Source organism: Sphingomonas oligophenolica, assembly GCF_039522915.1.
In the GTDB taxonomy this organism is placed as follows: Bacteria; Pseudomonadota; Alphaproteobacteria; order Sphingomonadales; family Sphingomonadaceae; genus Sphingomonas; species Sphingomonas oligophenolica.
Genome location: NZ_BAAAEH010000040.1, coordinates 38,969 through 63,070 on the forward strand (window position 1 = coordinate 38,969; position 24,102 = coordinate 63,070).

General features: G+C 65.2%; 22 protein-coding genes. 4 read left to right on the forward strand and 18 right to left on the reverse strand.

The genetic code is table 11. The features are described from left to right. Positions 1–3: 3 nt before the first annotated feature. Positions 4–1,383, reverse strand: a complete 1,380-nt coding sequence (locus ABD050_RS20025) for a pseudouridine synthase (protein WP_343891273.1) — start codon at positions 1,381–1,383, stop codon at positions 4–6. 147 nt (positions 1,384–1,530) lie between these two features. On the opposite strand from ABD050_RS20025, the gene ABD050_RS20030 reads away from it, so the two are divergent. Beyond that, positions 1,531–1,962, forward strand: coding sequence for a response regulator (locus tag ABD050_RS20030; RefSeq protein ID WP_343891274.1), 432 nt, complete (start codon positions 1,531–1,533; stop codon positions 1,960–1,962). Positions 1,963–2,088: 126 nt separating this feature from the next. Here ABD050_RS20030 and ABD050_RS20035 read toward each other — a convergent pair whose 3' ends face one another. Beyond that, entirely contained in the window at positions 2,089–3,231 is a 1,143-nt protein-coding gene (locus tag ABD050_RS20035) for an aromatic ring-hydroxylating oxygenase subunit alpha (protein WP_343891275.1), read from the reverse strand. Between the two features lie 65 nt (positions 3,232–3,296). Here ABD050_RS20035 and ABD050_RS20040 point away from each other — a divergent pair, with 65 nt between their 5' ends. Genes ABD050_RS20040 through ABD050_RS20050 form a run of 3 tightly spaced genes read left to right on the forward strand, consistent with a single transcriptional unit; the run spans position 3,297 to position 5,943 of the window. Continuing rightward, on the forward strand, positions 3,297–5,027 hold the full coding sequence (locus tag ABD050_RS20040) for an AmpG family muropeptide MFS transporter (RefSeq protein ID WP_343891276.1): 1,731 nt from the start codon (positions 3,297–3,299) through the stop codon (positions 5,025–5,027). Next, complete coding sequence (locus tag ABD050_RS20045; protein ID WP_343891277.1) at positions 5,024–5,197, forward strand: hypothetical protein; 174 nt, start codon at positions 5,024–5,026, stop codon at positions 5,195–5,197. The genes ABD050_RS20040 and ABD050_RS20045 overlap by 4 nt, the downstream gene beginning before the upstream one ends. Then, a complete protein-coding gene (locus ABD050_RS20050) occupies positions 5,194–5,943 on the forward strand; it encodes a tetratricopeptide repeat protein (protein WP_343891278.1) in 750 nt (249 codons plus the stop codon). Before ABD050_RS20045 ends, ABD050_RS20050 begins: the two co-directional genes overlap by 4 nt. Positions 5,944–5,961: 18 nt before the next feature. On the opposite strand, the gene ABD050_RS20055 is transcribed toward ABD050_RS20050, so the two are convergent. From ABD050_RS20055 to ABD050_RS20130, 16 genes are all read right to left on the reverse strand, one after another. Beyond that, a complete protein-coding gene (locus tag ABD050_RS20055) occupies positions 5,962–6,423 on the reverse strand; it encodes a DUF6628 family protein (protein ID WP_343891279.1) in 462 nt (153 codons plus the stop codon). A gap of 70 nt (positions 6,424–6,493) precedes the next feature. Continuing rightward, positions 6,494–7,840: a bifunctional folylpolyglutamate synthase/dihydrofolate synthase gene (locus tag ABD050_RS20060; RefSeq protein WP_343891280.1), complete on the reverse strand. Its 1,347-nt coding sequence runs from the start codon at positions 7,838–7,840 to the stop codon at positions 6,494–6,496. A gap of 37 nt (positions 7,841–7,877) precedes the next feature. Continuing rightward, a complete protein-coding gene (gene accD / locus ABD050_RS20065) occupies positions 7,878–8,732 on the reverse strand; it encodes an acetyl-CoA carboxylase, carboxyltransferase subunit beta (RefSeq protein ID WP_343891281.1) in 855 nt (284 codons plus the stop codon). Continuing rightward, positions 8,729–9,541 carry a tryptophan synthase subunit alpha gene (trpA, locus tag ABD050_RS20070; protein WP_343891282.1) on the reverse strand — a complete coding sequence of 271 codons (813 nt, stop codon included), beginning with the start codon at positions 9,539–9,541 and terminating at the stop codon, positions 8,729–8,731. Before trpA ends, accD begins: the two co-directional genes overlap by 4 nt. A 1-nt stretch (position 9,542) precedes the next feature. Then, complete coding sequence (locus ABD050_RS20075) at positions 9,543–9,923, reverse strand: endonuclease domain-containing protein (protein WP_343891283.1); 381 nt, start codon at positions 9,921–9,923, stop codon at positions 9,543–9,545. A gap of 55 nt (positions 9,924–9,978) precedes the next feature. Next, positions 9,979–11,208: a tryptophan synthase subunit beta gene (trpB, locus tag ABD050_RS20080; protein WP_343891284.1), complete on the reverse strand. Its 1,230-nt coding sequence runs from the start codon at positions 11,206–11,208 to the stop codon at positions 9,979–9,981. A gap of 59 nt (positions 11,209–11,267) precedes the next feature. Continuing rightward, positions 11,268–11,906, reverse strand: a complete 639-nt coding sequence (locus tag ABD050_RS20085; protein WP_343891285.1) for a phosphoribosylanthranilate isomerase — start codon at positions 11,904–11,906, stop codon at positions 11,268–11,270. A gap of 111 nt (positions 11,907–12,017) precedes the next feature. Further along, entirely contained in the window at positions 12,018–12,695 is a 678-nt protein-coding gene (pyrF, locus tag ABD050_RS20090) for an orotidine-5'-phosphate decarboxylase (protein WP_343891286.1), read from the reverse strand. Further along, positions 12,692–13,081, reverse strand: coding sequence for a hypothetical protein (locus tag ABD050_RS20095; RefSeq protein ID WP_343891287.1), 390 nt, complete (start codon positions 13,079–13,081; stop codon positions 12,692–12,694). The genes pyrF and ABD050_RS20095 overlap by 4 nt, the downstream gene beginning before the upstream one ends. Positions 13,082–13,141: 60 nt before the next feature. Beyond that, on the reverse strand, positions 13,142–15,436 hold the full coding sequence (locus ABD050_RS20100) for a patatin-like protein (protein ID WP_343891288.1): 2,295 nt from the start codon (positions 15,434–15,436) through the stop codon (positions 13,142–13,144). A gap of 172 nt (positions 15,437–15,608) precedes the next feature. Then, positions 15,609–16,304, reverse strand: a complete 696-nt coding sequence (locus ABD050_RS20105; protein WP_343891289.1) for an endonuclease/exonuclease/phosphatase family protein — start codon at positions 16,302–16,304, stop codon at positions 15,609–15,611. Positions 16,305–16,346: 42 nt separating this feature from the next. After that, positions 16,347–17,837, reverse strand: a complete 1,491-nt coding sequence (locus tag ABD050_RS20110; protein ID WP_343891290.1) for a tryptophan halogenase family protein — start codon at positions 17,835–17,837, stop codon at positions 16,347–16,349. A gap of 19 nt (positions 17,838–17,856) precedes the next feature. Further along, positions 17,857–18,888, reverse strand: a complete 1,032-nt coding sequence (locus ABD050_RS20115) for a cupin-like domain-containing protein (protein ID WP_343891291.1) — start codon at positions 18,886–18,888, stop codon at positions 17,857–17,859. A 10-nt stretch (positions 18,889–18,898) separates the two neighbouring features. Beyond that, positions 18,899–19,651 carry a SapC family protein gene (locus ABD050_RS20120; protein WP_343891292.1) on the reverse strand — a complete coding sequence of 251 codons (753 nt, stop codon included), beginning with the start codon at positions 19,649–19,651 and terminating at the stop codon, positions 18,899–18,901. A 223-nt stretch (positions 19,652–19,874) separates the two neighbouring features. Continuing rightward, positions 19,875–23,009, reverse strand: a complete 3,135-nt coding sequence (locus ABD050_RS20125) for a TonB-dependent receptor (RefSeq protein WP_425542490.1) — start codon at positions 23,007–23,009, stop codon at positions 19,875–19,877. A 205-nt stretch (positions 23,010–23,214) separates the two neighbouring features. Next, positions 23,215–23,892: a DJ-1/PfpI family protein gene (locus ABD050_RS20130; RefSeq protein WP_343891294.1), complete on the reverse strand. Its 678-nt coding sequence runs from the start codon at positions 23,890–23,892 to the stop codon at positions 23,215–23,217. Positions 23,893–24,102 lie beyond the last annotated feature (210 nt).

Consider the following 24,102-nt stretch of genomic DNA (forward strand, 5'->3'; position numbering starts at 1 on the left):
AGATTATTTCCGGGTGCGGGGTTTGGGCTTGGGCTTCGCCCAGCCTGCCTTGGGCCGAGGCTTGCCGCCTGGCTTGGCGGGGGCGTCGGACGGCGCTGCGTCGCGCGGCGGGCGCGGCGGTTTGGCGCGGACGTTGCGCCCGAGTTCGGGATTGAAGACGCGCGCGGGGCGGGTTTCGGCAGCGGCGCCCGGACGAGCGTCGCGTTTCGGCCTGGCGTCGTAGAAGCGCTTGGGTTTCGCCCCGGCGGGCGCCGGTCCGGCGGCGCGTTCCTCGGCCGGGCGGCTGTCGCGCGGCGACCAGTTGGCGCGCTTGGCATCGCCCCCGGGTGCGCGGCGCGGCGGGCGTGCGTCGGTGAAGGCCGCGCGATCGGCGCGGGCGGCATCCTCGCGGGTGATGCGGGCCGGGCGCTTCGGTGCCTCGGGCGCGGGACGAGCGTCTCGGGCGGCGGCGGGGCGTTCGGTGTGCCGGGGGCGCTGGTCCGCCGGACGAGGAGGTTTTGGCGCAGCGGATGCGCCGCGCCCTGAAGGCGACGGGCCTTGCGGTGCAACGCCGCGCGGTTGCTTCAGCCGGTCGCCGGGCACTGGAGACGGCGCCGGCGCGCGGCGCTTGAGCTCGGGCGGCAGTTGCTCGGGCGGCGGATTCTTCGTCGGGTTCTTGCGGAAGGCGAGGAGATCATGCTCGCGCACCTCGCCGATCTCGCCCGGCGGCAGATCGCCGAGCACGAACGGACCGTAGCGAGTACGGATCAGGCGCGAGACGCGCAGGCCGAGATATTCGAGGACGCGGCGGACCTCGCGGTTCTTGCCCTCGGTGAGGATCATCTCGATCCACACATTGGCGCCGGTTCGGCGTTCGAGATTGGCGTTGATCGAGCCGTAGCGCACGCCCTCGATCTCGACGCCGTGGATCAGCTCCTCGAGCTGCGCCTGAGTCACCGGGCCATAGGCACGGGCGCGATAGGCGCGTTCCACGCCGGTTGCCGGCAATTCGAGCTGGCGCTTGAGCTCGCCGTCGGTGGTGAGGAGCAGGAGCCCCTCAGTGTTGAGATCGAGCCGGCCGACGGGCACGACGCGCGGCAGGTCGTTCGGCAGCTTGTCGTAGATGGTCGGGCGACCGCCGGGATCGCGCTCGGTGACGAGCAGGCCGCTCGGCTTGTGATAGAGAAACAGCCGTGCCGGCGCGGCGGCTTCGACGGGATTGCCGTCGACGGTGACGCCCTTGAGCGAGGTCAGAACGGTCGCCGGCGTATCGATGACGGTGCCGTTGAGCGCGACGCGCCCGTCGGCGATCATGCGCTCGATTTCGCGGCGCGAGGCCACGCCGGCGCGGGCGAGCAGCTTGGCGATGCGCTGCTGCTCCTTGGAAGGGCGAAAAATGGACACGCCGCGCTGATAGCGACTTTCGGTTGTCATACGCGAAAAAAATTGTTGCGGCGGATCGTGATGCCGCGCGTTAAGGGACGGGTGCGTAACAAGGCGGCGGGATCGATGCTTCCCACAGCCCGGTAAAAGAAGGCACGGACAGGCCCCATGTTGTTCGGCAAGAAGAAAAGACGGATTTCGCGGTTGCTGATCGTCGAGGATGAGCCCCTCGTCGCGTTCGATACCGAACATTTCCTGCGCGAGGCGGAATTCGAGATCGTCGCCACCGTCGACCGCGTCGCCGATGCAATGGTGGTGATTCGCGGCGGTGACGAGGTCGACCTGATTCTGGTCGACATCAGCCTGGCCGATGGCAGCGGGCTGGATGTCGCGCATGCCGCACGCGAAGCGTCGATTCCGGTGCTGTTCGTGACCGGCTCATGCCCCGAAGGCGCGCGGAGCGTTGCGGTCGGGTGCCTGGCGAAGCCCTATGCCCAGCGCGATTTGCTCGTGGCGATCCAGGTGATCGAGGCTGTGCTCGATGGAAGGAAGCCGAAGCGGTTGCCGAGCGGATTCAACCTGTTCGATCAGGCGGCGTAGCTGAATTCCCTCTCCCGGCGGGAGAGGGAGGGAGGAGCGTAGCGACGGAAGGGTGAGGGCGAGCGGTTTGTCCTACGTCACCCTCATCCGGCGCTTCGCGCCACCTTCTCCCGGAGGGAGAAGGATTTAGAGCCTCGCCTCAACCGCATCGTGGAAGTTCCTGATCCCCGTCTCCAGCGTCCCCAGCGTCACCCGCTCGATCGCTCCCGAGGCCAGCCCTTGTTGCCCAAGCGCCGCCGCGCGGAAGTCCTCGCCCGCGAAGACGCCCGCATCGAGCAGGTTCCAGCTCTTTTCCCAATGCGCCAGCGCCTTGTCGGTGGCCGGCGCCTCGGGGATCAACATGAAATCCTCGACCAGCACGCGGCCCTCGGACTGCGGCATCAGCACCATCAGGTTCATGTAATCGGGGCTGACGATCAGCACCGTGCCCGGAAAGAGCTGATAGGTGTAGGTGATCGCCGAGCGCAATGTGGGCCAGTCCTCCGCTTCGCACGCCGCCAGCGCTGCCTCGCGTCCGACCGCCGAGCGTTGATGCGGGCCGATATGATCGCCGGTCGAAACGCCGTCCTTGAAGAAGGGGCCGATCGTCGCGGCATGGAGGCGCTGGACGTGATAGCTTTCGAGGAAAGCGTCCATGATCAGCTTCCAGTTCGCCGCCACATCATGCGTGCGGCGGCGGAAGAGGTGCTGGCCGGTGAGATCGAAGGCATCGAAATCATGGCCGAGCGCCTCGGCCTCTCCGAAATCGGCCGCTTCGTCGAAGGCGAACCAGATCAGGCCGCCTGCCTCGCGCGTGGGGAGGCGCTTGAGGTTGTATTCGTGCCGGTCGAGGCGCGGGAAGCTGTCGGGGCGCGGCAGGCCGGCAAGTGCGCCGTCGAGCGTGTAGCTCCAAGCGTGGTAAGGACAGATCAGCCGCGACGCGCAGACCGGATCGTTGCCCTCGACCAGCCTCGTGCCACGATGCTGGCAGACATTGAGGAAGACCTGTGCGTTCCCGTCCTTGTCGCGTGCGATCAGCAGCGGCTTGCCGAAGCCGTCATGGGGAACGGCCATGTTGGGCTGGGGCAGCAGTGCCGAGGGCGCGATGACCAAAGGGACATGCGCAAAGATGCCGGCTTGCTCGGCGACGTGCCGCTCCGGCGAGGTGTAGGCGGATGCGTCGACATAAGTGATGCCGGCATTGGTCCGCGTGCCGCCCGCCGCAAGCTGCGCGGCAAGCGCAAGCTGCCCCGGCGTCGGCATGAGATTGCGCAGCAGCGGCGCGTTCATCCTTTCCCTCCTTGTCTTTGTTCCTTAGTCTCGCGCCGATCGGGATGCGGAGCAAGGGGCAGTGCGTGGCGGTAACCGGAACGAGCGACACCGACACCGTGCAGGTAAGGCCAAAGGGCTTCCGCCTGCTGATGACGGCGCTGCAGACTCGAAAATCGGCGACGATGCTGGCGTTCGGCTTTTCGTCGGGGCTGCCGTTCGCGTTGCTGATCGGCACGCTGAATGCCTGGCTCGGCGAGGTGAAGATCAACCTCGCGACGATTGGCGTATTGTCGTGGATCGGCCTTTCCTACGCATTCAAGTTCCTGTGGTCGCCCCTGGTCGATCGCTTCGAGCTGCCGCTGCTGAACCGGATAGGCAGGCGCAAAAGCTGGATCGTATTGTGCCAGGCGATCATGGTCGGCGCGTTCGTCGGGCTTGCCGCGACTGATCCGGTGACCAACATCGGGACCTTCGCGATCTTCGCGGTGATCGCGGCGCTTGCGTCGGCAACGCAGGACGTCGCGGTCGATGCCTGGCGGATCGATGTCTCCGACGTCGAGACGCCGGTGGAACTGCTCTCGGCAATCTATCAGTTCGGCTATCGCATCGCGAGCATCGTCGGCGGGGCTCTCGCCCTGGTGCTGGCGGCGCGGGTATCCTGGCCGCTGGTTTATCTGATCATGGCCGGGCTGATCGTCCTGATGATCTTCGTGGCTTTCCGCGCGCCCGATACCGAGCGTCCGGCAAAGGGGATTCTCTATCAGGCGCTGGCCGAGCCCGGCGCGATCGACCCGCGGACGCGCGGTATCGCACTGACGATCGTCGGGATAAGCTGGGTCTGGGCGATCTTCTCGATCGGCAGGTTCATGACGAGCATGCTCGAGACTCTGCCGCCCGGCGCGGTGCGGCCTTCCGCATCCGATTTCATGAAGACGACCGGGCCCTGGATCGTGGTTGCGACCGTGGTCGTGCCACTCATCGTTTCGGCGACGATGAACTGGCTGAAGAGCCATGACCGGCATGTCCTGAAAAGCGCCGATCCGACTCATACGCCGGGGCGGACGGCGATGAACCATCTCTATGTGGCGCTCGTCGCACCGCTCGCCGAGCTGTGCGCGCGGCTCCGCTGGGGCGTGCTGATCGTGATCGGGCTGATCCTGACCTATACGCTCTGCTACAATGTCTGGGCATCGTTTGCCTTTCCCTTCTATCTCGATTTCCTGCATTATTCGAAGGACGAGGTCGCCTTCGCCTCAAAGGTGTTCGGCATCTTCATGACGATCATCGGCATCAGCCTGGGCGGCTATCTGTTCGCGCGGCTCGGGCGGCTGCCGACGGTGATGATCGGCGCGATCCTGCCGATCCTCGGCAATTTCGTTTATGCCGACCTTGCCGAGGGCGGCGCGCATATCGATTTCGTCGCGAACCTGTTCGGGCTCAATGCGCTGGCGGGGATGCTCGGATCGGACGCGCGCATGGTGCGGCTGCTGCTGGCGATCTCGGGTGAGAATATCGCGACCGGCATCGCGGGCGCTGCCTTCGTCGCCTATCTTTCGGGGATCGTCAGCAAGAATTACACGGCGGTTCAGTATGCGCTGCTGTCGTCGCTCACCTTCCTGATCGGGTCGCTGGGACGTGGAATCGCCGGTGAGGCGTTCGACTCGATGGGCTATGCGGTCGTGTTTCGCTACACCGCCGCGGTCGGGCTGCTGGCGGTGCTGTTCGTTGCGCTGGAGTGGGTGCGCACGGCGCGTACCGGATCGAGCCGGCAGCTTACCGTTCCGCCGGCGGCGGAAGAGCCCGGCACGCCGTGACCGTCATTGCCGTTATCATCGTGATCCGGATCATCTGGTGGGTGGTCCAGTCGCAGTCCGCCGCGCCGAGGGTGAGGCTCGAGGAAGCGCGGCCTGAAGATCATGCGCCGCGGCGCCCGCAACTAGGCGGCTATGGCGTCGCTGCGCCAGAGGAGCATGACGCCCGATGATTCCCTATTTCCTGATCATGGCGGTCGAGGTCATGCTGATCATCGATGTGATCCGCAACGGCCGCAACCAATTGTGGATCATGGCGCTCGTGTTCCTGCCGGGGCCTGCCACGATCGCCTATCTCGTGCTCGAGGTCTATCCGCGGCTGCAGGGCAATCGTCATGTCCGCACCGCACGCGCCAAGGCGGTCGCTGCGATCAACCCCGAGCGCGAGGTGCGCGCGGCGCGCGACGCGCTTGATCTCGCCGATACCGCGGCGAACCGCATCAGGCTGGCCGACGCGCTGGCCGCGCTCGGGCGGTATGGCGAGGCGTTGCCGTTGCTGCGCGAGGCGATCCAGCGCGGGCCGCTCGACATGCGCACCGGCGAGAAGCTGGCGCGCGCCGAATATGAGACGGGCGATGCGGCCGGCGCACTCGCGACGCTCGAGGCCAACCCGCCGGCAAGCGCACAAAGCGACCGCGACCGGCAGTCCCTGCTCCGCGCGCGCATCCTCGAGGCTCTCGGCCGCAAGGAAGAGGCGCTGGAACTCTATGCCGATCTCGTCACGCGGCTGCCCGGCGAGGAAGGGCGGTGCCGCTACGCTGCGCTGCTGATCGACCAGGGCTGGAACAAGAAGGCGATCGCGGTGCTTGAAGAGGTGGAGTCGCGGATGAAGCGGCTCGATCGGCAGCAGCGTGCGGCGGAGGCGGATATGTATCGCTGGGCGATGGACAAGCTGCGCGCGTTGCGGGCCGAGCGCTGACCAAACCCGGCCCCTCCCTTAAAGGGAGGGGCTCGAAGAAAGAATAGGGCGACCGGCGTCGGCAAAGGCGGCGGCGAGCAGGGTGGCGGTCGCGAGGACGCCATCAACCCGCCGAAGGCCAAGCAGGTCAGCGAGGAGCAGGCCCGCGGTGTCGGGCGCCGTTTCGGCGCGGGCAAGGACCGTCAGCAGCGCTGACTCGGCCGTGGTCATCCGTGCGCAGCAACAGGGCGCGATCGCCACGGTGCCGGTGGCGCTGGTCGCGATATCAGTCATCAGGGCGCGCATCAGGACCAGCGGGCGGCGGAAACCCTCGCCGAAGCCGTTCACCATTGCATGCGCGGCATGGGCATCGAGCAGGCCGTGCGCGCCCATCCGGCGTATCGCGAACAGCGCCAGTCGCGTGTTGGGGCAGGCGGGGAGTGCGTGCGGCAACATCTGGATCGGGGCGGGGGCAGAGTATTGAGAGGGACGGGAGGTCATGATCGGCGACTCCATGGGCTTGGTCGCCAGCGTCGCCGCTTCGTTATTGCAAGTCAATAGCAATAAGGCATCAGCTAGGCGGCTCGCCATTCGCGGCCAGCACTTCTCCGGCCAGATAGAGTGAGCCGAGGATCAGGACGGTCGCCGGGGCGTCGCCTGCGTCGGCGGCGATGGCGCTGAGGGCAGCGTGGATGTCAGGCGCGACATCGGCCGCGATACCCAGCGTACGGGCGACGGCGGCAAGCGACTCCGGGTCGTGATGCTCGTGATTGGGGACGGGGACGGCATGGAGCGTGTCGGCAAGATCTGCGAAGGGCGCGAGCAAGCCGGCTGGATCCTTGTTGGAGAGCATGCCGAGGACCAGCTTCGCCTTTCTCGCCCGGCCTTCGCCAAGGAGGATATCGTGAAGGGCCGTGGCCACCGATGTGCCCGCTGCGGGATTATGGCCGCCATCAAGCCACAGTTCGCTCCCTCGTGGCAGCAGATCGGTCAATGGCCCCGTGCCCAGCCGTTGCATCCGCGCCGGCCATGTCGTGGTTTCGGCGGCGACCCGGAACGCCTCGGGCGGGATGGTGAGGCGGTTCTGGTGGCGCAGCAGTGCGATGGCCAGCGCCAGATTTTCCGGCTGATGCGGGCCGGCTAGGCTCGGGAGCGGCGTCTCGATACGGCCGGCGGCGTCCTTGTAGGTCAGCTTGCCGCGATCCGTCGCGAACAGCCATGGGCCGCCGGCCGCCGAGACCGGCGCGCCCGCGGCGCGCGCAACGGCGGCGACGCGCGCTGCTATCTTATCCGGATAGCGCATCGTCACCAGCGGAACGCCCGGCTTGGCGATCCCGGCCTTTTCTCCCGCAATCTCCTCAGGCGTGTCGCCGAGGAAGAATTGGTGATCGACGCCAAGCTGCGCGATGCCGGTGACCAGCGGGCGCGCGATGACATTGGTCGCGTCGAGCCGGCCGCCAAGCCCGACCTCGATGATGCAGGCGTCCGCCGGGGTGCGCGCGAAGGCGAGGAAGGCAGCTGCGGTCGTCACCTCGAAGAAGCTCGCGCCGATCCCGTCTGCCCCCGTTCCTTCCGAGGCGTCGAGCACCTCCTCGAGCAGCGCGGCCAGCGCCTCGTCCTCGATCAGCGTGCCGGCGATGCGGATACGCTCGTTGAACCGGACGAGGTGCGGGCTGGTATAGACATGCGCGGTCAGGCCGGCGGCTTCGATTGCCGAGCGCAGAAAGGCGCAGGTCGAGCCCTTGCCGTTGGTGCCGGCGACATGGAGGACCGGCGGGAGATGTTCCTGCGGGTTGCCGAGGCGATCGAGCAGCGCAGAGATTCGCTCGAGGCCGAGGATGTCGGCACCGGGGGAGAGCGACCAGAGGCGATCGAGCTGGCGCTGGACCTTGCCGGAGGTGGACGTGGCGAAGTCCATTACCTCCCCTCTCGCTTGCGGGAGGGGAGGAAGAAGGTTACGCCGCCTGTTTCGTGCACAGATAGCCGATCAGGCTGGCGAGCGTCGCGCGCAGTTCCTTGCGGTGTTTCACCATGTCGAGCATGCCGTGCTCGAGCAGATATTCGGCACGCTGGAAACCCTCGGGGAGCTTTTCGCGGATCGTCTGCTCGATCACCCGCTGGCCGGCAAAGCCGATCAGCGCGCCCGGTTCGGCGATCTGGACGTCCCCCAGCATCGCATAGCTGGCGGTGACGCCGCCGGTGGTGGGGTCGGTCAGCACGACGATATAGGGAAGCCCCTCGTCGTGAAGCATCTGGATCGCGACGGTCGCGCGCGGCATCTGCATCAGCGAGAGAATGCCCTCCTGCATGCGTGCGCCGCCGGCTGCGGTGAAGATGATATAGGGGCACCGGTCCTCGATCGCGTTCTGGACGCCGCGGACGAACGCCTCGCCGACCGCGAGCCCCATGGATCCGCCCATGAAGGCGAAATCCTGCACGCCGACGACCACTTTCTGGCCCTCGATCAGGCCGCGCGCGGTGATCAGCGCGTCGCCCTCGGCAGTGGCCGTGCGGGCAGCCTTGATCCGGTCGGCATAGCGCTTGGTGTCGCGGAACTTGAGCGGATCGTCCTGAACCCTGGGCAGGGGGATGATCGTATAGCTGCCCTCATCGAAGATATATTTGAAGCGCAGGATCGGCCCGATGCGCTCGTGATAGTCGCAGTTCGGGCAGACATGGAGGTTGTCCTCGAGCTCCTTGAGGAACACCATCTGCCCGCATCCCTTGCATTTGTGCCAGAGATTGTCGCCGCCATCCTTTTTGGGGACGACGAACGAGAGGGCGTTGCGGACGCTGGTGAGCCAGCTCATACGACTTCCTTCCGTGCGACGGCGATCGCCGTGGCGAGCGAGCGGATATAGGCGCTGACCGGCCCCGGCGCATCCTCTCCATGTTCGCCGACCAGCTCGACGATCGCCGAGCCGACCACAACGCCGTCAGCGACGCGGCCGATCTGCGCTGCCTGGTCGGGGGTGCGGATGCCGAAGCCGACCGCGACCGGCAGATCGGTGGCTGCCTTGAGGCGCGCGACGGCGCTTTCGATCGATCCCTGTGCTGCCTGTTGCAGCCCGGTGATGCCGGCGACCGAGACATAATAAAGGAAACCCGATGCGCCATCGAGCACCGTGGGGAGACGCGCGGCGTCAGTGGTCGGGGTGGCGAGGCGGATCAGGTCGATCCCGGCGTCGCGCAGTTCGGGGCCGAGGGCATCGTCCTCCTCGGGCGGGATATCCACACAGATGACGCCGTCGACGCCGGCATCGCGCGCCACATTGGCGAACCAGGCCGCGCCGCGGCGGACCATCGGGTTGGCATAGCCCATCAGGACGAGCGGCACCCCGGGGTGGCGGCTGCGGAACGCCTTGGCGATGGCGAGGATGTCGGCGGTCCTGGTGCCGGCCGCGAGGCTGCGCAGGTTCGCCGCCTGGATGGCGGGGCCGTCAGCCATCGGATCAGTGAAGGGCATGCCGAGCTCGATCACATCCGCACCCCCTTCGACCAGCGCATCGAGGATCGAGGCGCTGGCGGCGGGGGTCGGATCGCCTGCGGTGACGAAGGCGACGAGCGCCGCGCGGCGTTGCGCGCGGGCGCGGTCGAAGGCGGCTGAGAGGCGGGTCATCTTAAGCCCTCTCCCCTTCAGGGGAGAGGGTTGGGAGAGAGGGCTGTCCCAGAGCAGCGCCGAGCGTTGTCAAAACGCCTTCGAGGTTGGTCATGACATCGTTATTGTTGAAACGAAGCACTCTGTATCCCTGTTTTTCGAGGAAACTGGTTCGGTCCGCGTCATAGCCATCGCGCCCGGCATGCAGGTCTCCATCGATTTCAATCACGAGCATTGGACTACGCGCGGCAAAATCGACAATGTAAGGGCCGATCACCTTTTGTTGTCGAAACTTCACACCGGCAAAACGTTTGGCGCGCAGCGCAAGCCACATGCGAAGTTCCGGCTCTGTCGGCGTGCTGCGCATCGATTTTGCGAATTCGATCAGGCGAGGGTCGCGCATACGACTCCCCCTCTCCCAACCCTCTCCCCTGAAGGGGAGAGGGCTTTTAGGGCGGTCATATCTTCACCCCCAGTGCTGCGGCGACGGTGAAGATGTCCTTGTCCCCCCGTCCGCACAGGTTGCACAGGATGATCTGGTCGCGGTCCATCTCGCGTGCCACCCGGGCGACGGCGGCGATGGCGTGGCTCGGCTCGAGCGCGGGGATGATCCCCTCGGTGCGGCACAGCAGCTGGAACGCATCCAGCGCCTCGGTGTCGGTCGCGCTGGTATAGGTGACCCGACCGATCGAATGCAGCCAGCTGTGCTCGGGGCCGATGCCGGGATAATCGAGCCCGGCCGAGATCGAATGCGCCTCGGCGATCTGGCCGTCCTCGTCCTGCAGCAGATAGGTCTTGTTGCCATGGAGGATGCCGGGCGATCCGCCCGCAAGGCTCGCTGCATGCTGCTTGTCGAGGCCGTGGCCAGCCGCCTCGACGCCGAGCATCGCGACATCCTTGTCGTCGAGGAACGGGTGGAACAGCCCGATCGCGTTCGATCCGCCGCCGATCGCCGCGACCAGCAGATCGGGGAGGCGGTTGATGCGGGCGAGCATCTGCGCGCGCGCTTCCTTGCCGATCACGCTCTGGAAATCGCGGACGAGCTCGGGATAGGGGTGCGGGCCGGCGGCGGTGCCGATGATGTAGAAGGTGTCGTGGACGTTCGCGACCCAGTCACGAAGCGCCTCGTTCATCGCATCCTTGAGCGTCATCGCGCCCGACGTGACGGGGATCACTTCGGCGCCGAGCAGCTTCATGCGGAAGACGTTGGGCTGCTGCCGCTCGACATCCTTCGCGCCCATGAAGATGACGCACGGCAGGCCGAAGCGCGCGCAGACCGTCGCGGTGGCGACGCCGTGCTGGCCGGCACCGGTCTCGGCGATGATCCGTGTCTTGCCCATGCGAATCGCAAGCAGGATCTGGCCGATGCAATTGTTGATCTTGTGCGCGCCGGTGTGATTGAGTTCGTCGCGCTTGAACCACACCTGCGCGCCTTTCCCTTCCGGCGCGCTTTCCCGCAGCGCTTCGGTCAGCCGCTCGGCATAATAAAGCGGGCTCGGGCGGCCGACATAATGTTCGAGCAGGTCCTCGAACTCGGCGGTGAAGGCCGGGTCCGCCTTGGCGGCGCGATAGGCGGTGTCGAGCTCGAGGATCAGCGGCATCAGCGTCTCGGCGACGTAGCGGCCGCCAAACTCGCCGAAATGCCCGCGATCGTCGGGCTGGGCGCGGAAGGAATTTGGGACATTCATGGTGCGGGCGCTTTAGCATCCTCGCCGTTGGTGTCGAGGCAGCTAAGCTGTCCGCAGCGTTACAGCTGCTTTACCGCCGCCAGGAACGCAGCGATCCTGCCGGCATCCTTGATCCCCGGCGCCGATTCGACGCCCGAGGAGACGTCGACCATGGCGGCCCCGGTCGTCGCCACCGCTTCAGCAACGTTGAACGGATCGAGCCCGCCCGAAAGCGCCCAGGGCAGATTGTGCCGTACGCCCTGGAGCAGGCTCCAGTCGAAGCGGACGCCCATGCCGCCGGGAATCACGGCGCCGGGGGGAGTCTTGGCGTCGTAGAGGATGCGGTCGGCGGCGCCGGTAAAGGTACCGGCCGCGGCGAGGTCAGCGCGCGTCTTGACCGCGACCGCCGCCCAGACTTCCAGGCCAGTGCGCGCCTTGATTGCGACGGCGCGGGCCGGGCTGCTGCTGTGGAGCTGGAGCACCTGAAGGCCACCGGCGGCGATCGAGGCTTCGAGCAGGGCGTCATCGGGATCGACGAATACGCCCACGCGAGTCACATGGCCCGGAACACGCGCGGCAAGTTGCGCGGCCCGCTCGCGGCTCACATTGCGGGGGGAGGGCGGGAAGAAGACCAAACCGACATGGCTCGCCCCGCCGCGGATGGCGGCGTCGAGAGTTTCGGGCGTCGAGAGGCCGCAGATCTTGGCGGTGACGGACATAAGCTTCTTTCGTCACCCCGGATGTGTTCCGGGGTCCAGTGTTCCGCAGGGGCGGAACGCGCCGCTCATGCGGCACAGCGGATGCGGGGACAAGCCCGGCATGACGGCCGGTTACAGCGTCGCCTCGATCTCGCGCGCTGCGGTATCGGGATTCTCCGCTTGCGTGATTGGCCGCCCCACCACCAGGATGGAGGCGCCGGCATCGATCGCCTGGCGCGGCGTGACGACCCGCTTCTGGTCTCCCGTGGCACCATTTGCCGGGCGCACGCCGGGGACGACGAAGAACCCCTTGGGCCAGAGCTTCTTCGCGGCCGCCACCTCGGCGCCGGAACACACCACGCCGTCGACCCCAGCCGTCATCGCCAGCTCGGTCAGCCTGAGCACCTGGTCGTGCGGATTGTCGGGGCAGCCGATCGAGGCGAGATCGGCGCCATCAAGGCTGGTGAGCGTCGTCACCGCGACGACCTTGGTGCCGGTCGGCGCCGCTGCCTTGGCGTCCTCGAGCATCGCTCGGCCGCCGGCCGCGTGGACGGTCAGGATCGCGGGCTCGAGCGGACGGAGAGCCATGATCGCCTTCGCGACGGTGTTGGGGATGTCGTGGAATTTGAGGTCGAGGAAGATCGGCAGCCCGATCTCAGCCATCTCGCGCACACCGGCGCGGCCATTGGCCATGAAGAATTCCAGGCCGAGCTTGATCCCGCCGACATGATGATGGACGCGCGTTGCGATCGCCTTGGCGCGCTCGAGATCAGGCGTGTCGAGCGCGACGAAGATCCGGTTGGTCGTCATGCGGCGGCCGGTGGCGTGGTAACCGGCGCGGCGAGCGGCGGAGCCGGTTCGGCAGGATGCGGCTCGACAGGGACCGGCGCGATCGGCTCGAAGCCCGGATCGGCGACCACCACCGGCGGTGGCGGCGGTGAAAGCGCAGCGCGCAGATCGCTCACGGTCCGCTCCGAGGTGGTGAGGCGATTGCGCAGCCGCCACCGCACTGCGTTGTAATAGATCATCGTCGGCACCAGCCCGATCAGGAAGGTGACGAACAGCAGCAGCGGCAGGTTCACCTCGGCGACCAGGCCGCTCCACAGCTTGATCTGCACTGTCGTCCAGTTGCCATAAGTGAAGATGGCCGCGAGGAAGGCGAGCAGGCACCAGAACATGATCTTCAGAAACTGCACCCTGGCCTCCTGTTTTCGGCTTGTCGCAAAACTACGCGCGCCGAGCGGATTTGGCCAGCCTCAGCCGATTTCACGGCGCAGCGATGCGATCAGGCCCGGAATCGCGGTAAGCCGGGGCTCTTCCTCATCGAGGATCGCGACGAAGGCGGCGTGCTTGATCACGGCGACCCGGCCCGGCTTCAAACGCCCATTGCCGGTGAGCGACGAGAGCACGATGTCAATCAGCCGTTCCGCACCGTGGAGCCGGCCCCAGAGATAGTCGTTCTCGCGGTACGCGCGGCTGAAAAAGGCGCCGAAGTTGTTGAACTGAATCCCCTTCAGCGTCGCCTCCGCGCCGCCCGCGCGGATCGAGGTCGCGTCATCGGGGGCAATGCGATCGACCTTGATCGGGTCGAATTCGTCGAGCCCTTCGCCCTGGAGCAAGGGCAGGGTCGCCACATCGAAATAGGGAAAGCCGAGATAGGTGAGGAGGATCGGCCGCTTCACATCGCGCGCGAGGCCAGTGAAGGCCTCGGCGAGCCGCTTTTCGGTTGCGGTATCGAGCTGCTTCAGGTCGAGCGATGCGGCGAGCTTGTCGAGCAGCGGCCCGGCATCGCCGCGCAGCAGGCGGACCTCCTTGCGAAGATGGGCATGCCGGTCAGTTCGCTTGCACTCGAGATAATCGGCGAGGCTCGCATAGATCGCCTCGCGGATCGGCTCGAGCTCGGATTCGTCATGGTCCATCTCGAGCTCGGTCACGCGGCGCGCCAGCATGCGCAGCCGGCGGATGCGGAAGCCGAGATCATAGGAGCGCAGAAACCCGATCGTCTTCTCGCTGGCGCCATCCGAGAAGCTCGGCCGCAAGTCGTCGAAGCCGCGGGCGCTGACCGCGTCGGCGATATGGCTGCGAATACTTTCCCAGCGCTGCGGACCCGGCTCGCCGCCGGCCGCGAGGAGCAGGGAGGTGATCGCCTCGATCACCCCTGTGATCTTGAGATGACCATAGGCCGCATAGCCATAGCCTGCGCTTTTCGCCGCGGCTGATTGAGCGCGGGCACGCCAGGCGGCGAGGCGGCCGACGGTCGGTGAATCCAGGAACAGGGTATAGCCGAACAGGGTTTCGACCTGCGCCTCGACCTCGGGGCGGATGCTCGAGACGATCGTGCGCATCCGCTCGATCCGCCGCGAGCGTTCGGCGATGTCCTCGAGATTGTCGCGGATCGGCTGCTGTCGCGGCAGCTCGGAGATCGATCCGATGATTGTCTGGAAGAAGCCGGGCGCCGCATTGATGCCAGGCCCGAAATGGATCTTCGCAGCCGGGGTCGGATCGATATAGACGAAACGCCGGTCGATCTCGCGCCGCGCCGGGCGTTCGCGGAGCGCCTCGATCGCAGGGCGAAAGGGCGCGTTTGCCAATACCGAGCCGTCGATCAATACGGCCTGCTCGGCCGCATTGGCGGCGAACTGGCGCGGCAGAATTCGCTTCAGAAACTCTTCGCGGCCCGGCCATGTCACCTTGCGGGATTTCACCACGGCGTCGAGCTCAGCGACCATGAAGGGCGGGAAGGCGCCGGGAAAGCTCGAGGTCGCGCGCGCGGCGAAAACAAGCTCAGCCGGGTCGGCCAGCGATTTGGTGACCGCCCCGTGATCAGTGAAGGGCACGACAAGCCGGTGCTCGGTCTCGACCACTTCCGGCGGCGAGTTGAGCGTCAGCCGTTCGGGATGGCCGCGAAAATCAGTGACGGTGACGAACAGGTCGAGCGGCTGGCCCTCGGGCAGCAGCCGGGGTCCGCACGGCGCGGCGGCCATTGCGTCGAGCGCATCGAAGATCAGTCCGGAGAAGAGTTCGCCGCCAAAGGGCGGCTCGAACCAGCGCGACCGCACGAAATGGGAGAGCTTGGAACGGACCTCCTCGCGCGCGCCGGGCTCGACCAGTTGATTGACTGAATCGGCGCTGCGCCGCGCCGCCATCCAGGCGATCGGTGTCGCCCAGGCCTTCGACCAGCGGCCGGACGGGGCCGCGACCGGATCGATCAGCGCCTCGACATCAGCTGAATCGAGCCAGAGCTGAGTCAGCGGCTCGAGCGACTGGCCGGTCGTGATTGCCTGGGCAAGGAACACGCCGTTGATCCCGCCGGCGCTGGCGCCGGCAACGATATCGACCAGCACGCGCATCCTGAGCGCGGTTTCGCTCTCGATCTCCTGCAGCAGCGCGCGATAGACGCCCTGGCTGCCGCCCTCGGTCTCCTCGTTATGATGAAAGGCCTGGCTCGCGCGGGCGAGGCGCCAGATCTCCTTGGTGATGCCATGCATGTAAACGGCGAGGCTGATCCCGCCATAACAGACCAGAGCAAGGCGAATTTCCTTTTCGCGCATCAGGCCTTGCCGCCCTGGCGCAGGCGAAGTCCTGTCGTAATGACGCGCAATCCCTCAACCGTCGTGCCGGACCTGCTCCGGCCTCCACAGCGCCGATACAATACCGGCGTGTTGAATCGTGGCGCAATCGACCACAGGACAAGCCCGGGGTGACGGGAGGAGAGTTTGCGGCTCACACTACCTCCAGTGATGCCCAGATCGGCAGATGATCCGATGCCTTGCGCGCCGTGGCGCTGTGGTGGACGCCGCATTCGACGACGCGAAGCTCCGACGACACCATGATCCGGTCGAGCCGCGCGACAGGGCGGCGGACATGGAAGCTGGGGCCGGTTGCCGCGAAGCCATAAGCGCGGCCGAAATCGCGCAGGCAGCCGCCATGCGCGCTCCACTCGTTGAGATCGCCCATCAGCACGGTCGGGCGGCGGATGCTGCACGAATCGACATGACTGAGGATGGCATGTGCCTGGCGCCGGCGCCACAGCCCTGAGAGATCGAGATGCATGCCGACCACCCGGATCGGCGTGCCGCCGCTACGCACATCCGCCATCACCGCGCCGCGCGGCTCGAGCGTCGGCAAATGGATCGCCTCGCAGTCCATCAGCATCGATTCCTTGCGGATCAGCAGGACATTGCCGTGCCAGCCCATGCTGCCGGCCCTCAGGCCGAACGAGATTGCCTTCCACGGACTGTGCTCGTCCAGGATATGCAGCGGAATGACGCAGGTCTTCGCGCCGAAGCGGCGATCGGCTTCCTGCAGGGCGATGATATCAGCGTCGATTTCGCGCAGCACTTCGAGAATCCGTGCCGGATCGCGGCGACGATCAAGGCCGATGCCCTTGTGGATATTGTAACTGGCGACCTTGATCATATGCGTGGAGGAACGCCTCAATGGCCGGCGGGTGCCGTCCGATCAATCCGCGGTAGCCGAGCAATATCGATTCAGGAACTCCTGATGGCTCGGCATCGCCGCGACCGTGCTGGTGATACTCGCCTTGAGATCGGCGAGCACCTGACGCAACCGGCCCGGCGGCATCATCCGGGCGACATGATGATAGCCGCGCGGCCAGACGCGCTGGCCGAGCATGACCTGGACCCAGGAGTCGGCACGGAACAGGTCCTCCGATGCCTGCCACGCTTGGGCATTTTCGCGAAACATCGCGATGCGGATGGCAAGCGAATCCGGCACGTCCATGGTGCGGCAGCGCCGCCAGAACGCGTTGTCATCGCGTTCGGTGAGCTTGTAGTGGAGGATGATGAAATCACGCACGCCTTCCAGCTCGGCGCGCGACATCGCATTGTAGCGCTCGATCAACGCCTCGTCGAAACCGTTGAATGGAAAGGATTTCATCAGCCGCGTCACCGCGTTCATGATCAGGTGGATGCTGGTCGATTCGAGCGGCTCGATGAAGCCGCCGGCAAGGCCGAGGGCGAGGCAGTTCTTGCTCCAGACCTTGCGGCGGCTCCCGGTCCGGTACCGGATCAGCCGCGGATCGAACAAGGGCTCGCCATCGATCTCGCGCAGCAGCAGCGCGCGCGCGTCCTCGTCGGCCATATGCTCGCTTGAGAAGACCAGCCCGTTGCCGATGCGGTGCTGAAGCGGGATTTTCCAGCGCCAGCCGGCCTCGTGCGCGATCGCCCTTGTATAGGGTATCGCCGGGCCGGTTGAGTTGGTCTGCACTGCATAGGCGCTGTTGGTCGGCAGCCAGTGGCTCCAGTCGTCATAGCCGGTCTCCAGCGTCTGTTCGATTAGCAGCGCACGAAAGCCGGTGCAGTCGATGAACAGATCGCCTTCGATGAACTGACCTGATTCCAGGACCAGGGCCTGGATGAAACCGGTCTCCGGGTTCTGGCGAACTTCCTTGATCTTCCCCTCAACGCGCTTGATTCCGGCCGGCTCGCTGAGCTTGCGCAGATAGCGTGCATAGAGTGTCGCATCGAGGTGATAGGCGTAGTTGATCTGCGCCTGCTCGCCGGTCGCGAACTTGTTTGCCTCGGCGGCCTGGAGTTCGAAACAATAGTCGCCGAGATCGCCGGCAGTCCCGTCGGCGCGCGCCTGCAGCCAGAAATGCTGGAAATCGGCCATCCAGGTGGATTTTCCGATCAGCCCGAACGAGTGAATGTAGCGATCGCCGATCGCGCCCCAATTCTCGAACGCGATGCCGAGCTTGAAGGTGGATTGAGTGGCGCGCATGAACTCCTGCTCATCCACGCCGATCAGCGCGTGGAAGGAGCGGGTGGTGGGAATGGTGGATTCGCCGACTCCGATCGTGCCGATCTCGTCGGACTCGACCAGCGTGATGTCGAGCAAGCCGCCGAGTTGCTTGACCAGCGCAGCCGCCGCGATCCAGCCCGCGGTGCCGCCGCCCGCAATGACGACCTTTCTTACGATCTGGGCGTCCAAAGTGGCTCTCCTGTCTTGATCAGCGATTGAGGCGATTGAGCAACATGGCCCGCAGTCGGCGCGCCTTGGTCTCGTCAAGGCGCGCGAGATTGCCGCGTGCCGCCTCGGGTAGATGCGCGCCCGCAAGGTCGGCGGGGCCGAAGACATAATAGTCGAACAACTCCCGCCAGGCGCGCTTTTCGGGCTCGGGACGATCGCGCAGGCTGAGCAGCGCGTGCAACAGCGTGTTCTGCGGGTTGTCGATGAAGGCGGGTGAGGTGTTCCACCAATAGTTGATCATCGCGTTGAAGCTGTCGAGCGCCTCGACATGATGCCACCACAAAGCGGGATAGAAGAGGATGTCGCCGGGCTCGAGCTCGGCTACCTGGCCTGCCTCCAGCGCCTCTGCGAAGCGGGGGTAGCGATCGAGATCGGGGGCGCTGAAATCGACCATGCTGACGACCTGGCCGCCGGGGGTCGGCTCGAGCGGGCCGGGATAGAGATTATGGACCTGGTCCGGGGGAAACAGGGTGAAACGGCGATGCCCTGCCATGCAGCAGGCGATGTTGTTCGACATGTCGTAATGCGCCGAAGCGGTGGTGCGATTGCCGATCCAGATGCTGACGATCGGTGGATTCTCCTCGAACATCGGATTGTTCAGGACAAGGTCGTTCTCGGCGCGCAGGCCGGGCAGATAGGTGTCGAGATCGGTCGAGCCGACATAGAAGGCCGGAGCGTCGGGATCGTCCAGGTGCGTTTCGATGCGCCCGAGCACTGCGGCAAGCGGCTCCCTGCCGGCCTCGAAATTCATCCCGCTGACATCGTCGTCGTAGAAGAAACGCCCCCTGATCTCTGGCTTGCCGGTATAGGCCGTGACCTGCCTGCCGCCGTCGAATGAAAGAAGATAGCCAATCGCTTCCGCGGCGGATTTGCGGCCTGCCTCGACCAGCGGCCAATCGCTCGCCACCCCCTTCAGGATGGCCGGCTCCTGCGCCTCCATCAGTGCGTCGAAGGGGATCCGGTCTGGCGAGAGTCCCGAAATCTCCCTGGTCTTGCGCGAAATGGCCATCATGCGCCGCTTCCTATGCCGTGCCGGCCGGCACGCCCTGATCTGCGCGTTGCTTCCTGTTCTTGAGTTCGATCAGTCGATTCACGTTGCCCATCGAGGATGCGACCATGAAGGCGACCCCCAGGAAACCCGAGCGGTTCAGCCGCTCGAGACGTTCGCCGTCGAGCGCGGCGAGTGCGGCGCGGCCGATGGTGAGAAAATCGGACAGGACATATTTCCGGGCATCGTCGATCTCGATCTCGACCGAAACCGGTTCAATCAGGCCCGCCTCCTCGAACGCAGCGAACATCGGTGCAGTCGCCTCAATGCCTGCATAGATGGCTCGAAGAACACCGGCCATATGGTTCAGATAGGGCGCGTTGCCGCCATGCGGCAGGAACAGGGGCAAACCCTCGCTCTTGCTGACCCGGGGATCATCCAGATCTATATGGATCATCGGTTCCTGCTTGGTATCGCCCTCCGCCGCGCGTTCCTGAAGGCCGATCAGGAAAGGGCCGCGCTGCAATACTGCGGGAACGTAACGACCCTGCCAGCCGTGCTCGTCGAGAAACAGATTCTCGTCCCGGTCGAGCCCGAGCAGCGCGATCGATTGCAGCGCGCCGCTCGGATCCCGACGAAAGAAGATCGGATATTCGCGCTGGATGTCGTCGAACTCGGTGGGGAAGACCAGCACCTGATTGACGCTGTCGCCAAATTCGGCCGCGCGGCGCGCAATCACCCGAAGATCGGAGTGATCGACGTTGTTCAGCAGCACTTTGTTGGTCATGCCCGGTTATCCAGCCTGATTAATTGCGTCGCCCTTGGTGATGGCCTCGCCACAGGCCGGGCGCGAACTCGTCCCGGGTCATGATGGAGCAAAGCCGCCACGTGCTCAACCGTCGGGGACTGGCGACCGGCACGCTGATCGGCGGCGATGTGGCGGTCTCGGAAAAAAGGCCGCTGCGAACAGCGGCCTTTCTCCCCCCTTGTCTCGGACCGGATCTCCCGGCTCAGAACTTGTATCGTGCTCCGAGCATGAACCGGCGTTGCTGTTCCTGCGCGAAGAACAACTCGACCGGGGTACGGCCATATTCGCGGATGCCCTGCTCGGTGAGGTTGATGGCTTCCAGCGACACCGCGATTTTCGGCGTGATGTCGTAGGAGACATTGAGATCGAACTGGCCGTGTGGCTCAGTGTAAAGCGGGCTCTTATAGCCATCCCGGTTCAGCTGGGAAAGGAACTTGGCCCGCCAGTTATAGGCGAAACGGGCCGAAATCCCGTGCTTGTCGTAGATCAGCGTTACGTTCGCGGTATCGCTCAACCCGGCAAGCGCGAATTGGTCGATAGAGGGATCAGCCCCATTGTCGAACTTCGCGTTCGAGCGGACATAGGTGTACGCCGCCGCGACGCCGAGACCGGTATCGCCGAGGAAGTAGGAGCCGGCGAGTTCGAAGCCCCACACTTCCACCTCGCGATTGTTGATCGGCTTGCTGAGCTTGAACACATAGGCTGGATCGCTCGAGTTCCCGCTGATGTTGTATGCCGTCAGGATCGTGTCGACATAGGACTGCTCCAGCGAGCGCGTCGCTGTATTATAGTGTGCGGAGAACTGGCTCGTCGCCGCAGCAGTCGAGCCGGTCTGGTCGATCAGCGCCGTCATGGTGAACAGGTTCACGTCGCTGAGGTCGGCGCCGAGCCCGGTCAATGCAGCCTTGGCCGCACCAGAGCGAGTCCCTGCAGCGCCCGAACTCGGGTCGGTCAGCCCGAACAACGGCGTGTCGGTGATGCCCGTACCCACGAAATTCTTGACCCGCTTGTCGAAGAAGCCGAGCGAGAGGTAACTTCCCGGCTTGAAATAATATTCCAGCGACGCATCGATATTGTCCGAAACCAGCGGAATCAACGATGGATTCCCCGAGCTCGCGGTCGGGAAGCCGCCAATTGCCGTAGGCCGGCCCGGCCCGCCCACGCTCGTGGCGGAGAACAGGTTGCTGTAGTCGGTGCGGGCGATCGTTCGGCCGAACGAGAAGCGACCGACCAGCTTGTCGGTGAACTCGAGCCGGAAATCCATCGACGGCATCACATTGCTGTAGTGCGACTTCTGGACAAGCGACTGCAAGACGTTCGACGCGACGACCGTGAAGTCGTTGTCGGCGTCCCAGCGGATCGAAAGCGGGACCTGCTGGATCGACGCCGAGGTGGAGGTGGTCCGCTCGTATCGGATGCCCGCAACGAGGTTCGCGTTCATATTGGCAAGCTTGCCCGACCAGGTAAGCTGCCCATAAGCGGCCCAGATGTCCTCCTGGACCCGATTGTCCTGGCTGTTGGTGCTGGGTGGCGCGAAGTGACCGGTCAGCGTGCTGTAGAGCTTCGCGGCATCCTCCACGCGGAACGCCTTCAGCGCGTTTCCGGTCGCCTGCAGATCAAGAGAGTGGAATTTGCAGGGGAGGCAGAATTCGAACAACTGCCCGGGTGCCAGCGCCACGACGTCGCCAGGATTGGCAACGCCCCAATCCCCGAGCGGCTGGTATGTCGATACCTGAGTCGAGCGTACTTTCGAGGTGCGATAGTCGCCGCCGAAATCGAACCGGCTACCGCCACCGAGATCCCATCCCGCGTCCAGGCGAACCTCCTTGAGGCGCTGGGTCTGCGTGGACGTGTAGGTGCGGCCGACCTGAGTGCCGATGTCGCCGATGTCGAGCACGCCGTTGCGGTTGCCCTGTCGGGTGCTTCCGTTCGACGCGGTATCGTTGAAATCGAAGATCTGCACCGGCACGCCGCTGCTGTAGTCGACCGAGTGCGCGGTGATGCCGTAACCGGCGATCGCGACCAGTGTCGATGTATTGCCGTTCGGATTGTCAGGCAGCGTGTCGGAAAGGCTGATATGGCCATCGAGCCCGACGTGGAAATTGTCGGTGACGTCCCAGGCCAGGTTCAGGCCGTAATCCTGCAACGTGCTTTTGGTCGCGCGATACTGGTTTTCCGATCCGGGTCCGTCCTTGGTCGGGCTCAGGACCTCGTGCAGGTAAACCGCACTGTTGATGACGGGGTTGCCGTCGAATTTGACGACATCGAACGGACGGTTGAACCAGTTGCCTGAGTCGCTACGCCGTTCGCTCTGCCGGTTGCGCGCATACAAGGCGTCTGCCGTAATGGTAAGCGAGTCGGTCGGCTTGAACTGCACGACACCCTGGCCGTTGATGCGCTCGCGGCTGTCCTCGGAAAAGTCCGAACGGCTGTCGTTCGGCACGGCAACCAGCGTGTTGGGGTTGGTCGGCGCATTGGTAATCTGGGTCGAGGCGTTGGTATAGCCCAGGAAGGTCGAATAGGGGACGATGTTCCAGTCGTTGCCGCCCGTACTCGCCACCGAGAAGTTGCGCTTCTGGTAGCTGCCGAACAAGGTCACGCCGAAGGTGTCGGCGTCATCTGCCCAACTGAGCAGGCCAGTCACTTCCGGGGTTACGTGACTGCCGCAGTCGATGCAGTCGCGAGTGCTGGAATCATATACCGCCTTGGCGCCGATGCTCCCGGAAAATCCGCTCTGACCGTGATCCAGCGGCCGACGCGTGACAACGTTGATCGTCGCGCCGATGCCGCCTGACGGCACGGCCGCGCGCGCGGTCTTGTAGACCTCAAGCGTCCGCACCGATTCCGACGCGAGGTTGTCGAAGTCGAAGGAACGGCTTGAGCCGGTCGCGCCGTCCGCATTGCCGTCGCCCCCGACCACGCCGATGTCGGTCGCCGCCAGCGTGCGGCCGTTCAGTGTGACGAGGTTGTAGCCTGGGCCAAAGCCGCGGACGGTGACCTGCGAGCCTTCGCCGTTGACGCGGTTGATCGACACGCCGGTGACGCGCTGGAGCGACTCGGCAAGGTTGGTGTCGGGGAACTTGCCGATGTCCTCGGCGGAGATCGCATCGACCACACCCGTTGAGTTGCGCTTGATGTCGATCGAACGCTCGAGGCTGGCGCGGATGCCGGTGACGATGACGTCCGGTCCGGCGTCGCTCTGCGCGTCGACACTGGTATCAGCGGGTTTTTGCGGATCAGCCTGAGCCAATGCCGCGTGCGGCATCAACAAACAGGCGGCGACTGCGATTACGGAAGTCGACCGTGCAAACGTCGACAGATGCCCAAGGCCCTTCATGTTCCCCCTCCTAGACTGCGAACTCTATCGGTCGCGATCAATATGTTAGCGAGTCAGCTTGGCGCTGCTCGATGGTAACGCTATCAGGAAGTCCCACGTTGTCAACCTTAACTGGTCCTGACTCGCGAAACTGTCGCCGATATGGTTGGAAAAACAGGTCGGCGGTCCAGGCGCACCTGACACCAGCGCAATTTGGCGACCTCCTTCAGTCCGATGCGGTACCATATTGGTCGAGTGGACAGGCCTTATCGGATGGAATCGTGCCGTTGACCGGCGGGCAGGGGAAATATTGAGTCGATAACTGTACGGCGCGGGCCGCATCGGTCCCTTTCAGGAGCTCGATCAGCTTCAGGGTTTCATCAAGACCGGAGGAAATGCCCCCGCCGGTCAGGCGGTCGCGATCGAGGTGGTAGCGCGGATGGCCCTCGACGACCTTCACTTTGTGGTAGCGTTTCAAACAGGGGATGAACGCCCAGTGGGTGGTCGCCTCATAGCCGTCGAGCAGCCCGGCCGCGGCAAGCAGCATCGCGCCTTCGCAGACCGACGCGACCAGCGGCGTCTCGGCCGCCTTGGCGCAAAGGAAGCCGAGATAATCCTCGTCCTTCATCAACAGGTTCAGCGCCGCCGGGTCGCCGCCCGACACCCACAGCACGTCGTAGCGGCTCGCCTTTGCAAAGCTCTTCGTCACCTCGAAGCGGAAGCCCTCGCGGAACCGGTGCATGCCTTTCCTCGCAGCGACCAGCTCGACCTCGATTCCAGCCCAGCGGAGCATTTCGAAAGGGCCGGTGACGTCGAGCATGTCGACCGCGTCATAGACCGGCATGCCGACGACCAGCTTGCCATTGCTCCCGGCGCGGCGCGCGCGCTTCGGCTTTTCCTTCACCCCCAGCCTCCTTCCCGGGCCTGTCACGCGCCGCATCATAGCCCGCCGCCCGGCAATTTTGGGGGCAGCTGCAGCCAGAATGGTTGCTTGGCCGCGGGGGCAATCGGTGTTTAATTCGGGTGGCGGCTTGAACCTTGCGCCGGGCTGGGCGCACTCATGGGCATCCGTGCGATGGAAGACACATCTTGATCGATGCCGTGACGACTCACC

Bases quoted from the DNA above. Each gene is read 5' to 3' on its own strand.
- ABD050_RS20030 (WP_343891274.1), top strand. From the start codon at position 1,531: ATGTTGTTCGGCAAGAAGAAAAGACGGATTTCGCGGTTGCTGATCGTC.
- ABD050_RS20035 (WP_343891275.1), bottom strand. From the start codon at position 3,231: ATGAACGCGCCGCTGCTGCGCAATCTCATGCCGACGCCGGGGCAGCTT.
- ABD050_RS20050 (WP_343891278.1), top strand. From the start codon at position 5,194: ATGATTCCCTATTTCCTGATCATGGCGGTCGAGGTCATGCTGATCATC.
- ABD050_RS20055 (WP_343891279.1), bottom strand. From the start codon at position 6,423: ATGACCTCCCGTCCCTCTCAATACTCTGCCCCCGCCCCGATCCAGATG.
- ABD050_RS20060 (WP_343891280.1), bottom strand. From the start codon at position 7,840: ATGGACTTCGCCACGTCCACCTCCGGCAAGGTCCAGCGCCAGCTCGAT.
- accD (WP_343891281.1), bottom strand. From the start codon at position 8,732: ATGAGCTGGCTCACCAGCGTCCGCAACGCCCTCTCGTTCGTCGTCCCC.
- trpA (WP_343891282.1), bottom strand. From the start codon at position 9,541: ATGACCCGCCTCTCAGCCGCCTTCGACCGCGCCCGCGCGCAACGCCGC.
- ABD050_RS20075 (WP_343891283.1), bottom strand. From the start codon at position 9,923: ATGCGCGACCCTCGCCTGATCGAATTCGCAAAATCGATGCGCAGCACG.
- trpB (WP_343891284.1), bottom strand. From the start codon at position 11,208: ATGAATGTCCCAAATTCCTTCCGCGCCCAGCCCGACGATCGCGGGCAT.
- ABD050_RS20085 (WP_343891285.1), bottom strand. From the start codon at position 11,906: ATGTCCGTCACCGCCAAGATCTGCGGCCTCTCGACGCCCGAAACTCTC.
- pyrF (WP_343891286.1), bottom strand. From the start codon at position 12,695: ATGACGACCAACCGGATCTTCGTCGCGCTCGACACGCCTGATCTCGAG.
- ABD050_RS20100 (WP_343891288.1), bottom strand. From the start codon at position 15,436: ATGCGCGAAAAGGAAATTCGCCTTGCTCTGGTCTGTTATGGCGGGATC.
- ABD050_RS20105 (WP_343891289.1), bottom strand. From the start codon at position 16,304: ATGATCAAGGTCGCCAGTTACAATATCCACAAGGGCATCGGCCTTGAT.
- ABD050_RS20115 (WP_343891291.1), bottom strand. From the start codon at position 18,888: ATGATGGCCATTTCGCGCAAGACCAGGGAGATTTCGGGACTCTCGCCA.
- ABD050_RS20120 (WP_343891292.1), bottom strand. From the start codon at position 19,651: ATGACCAACAAAGTGCTGCTGAACAACGTCGATCACTCCGATCTTCGG.
- ABD050_RS20125 (WP_425542490.1), bottom strand. From the start codon at position 23,009: ATGAAGGGCCTTGGGCATCTGTCGACGTTTGCACGGTCGACTTCCGTA.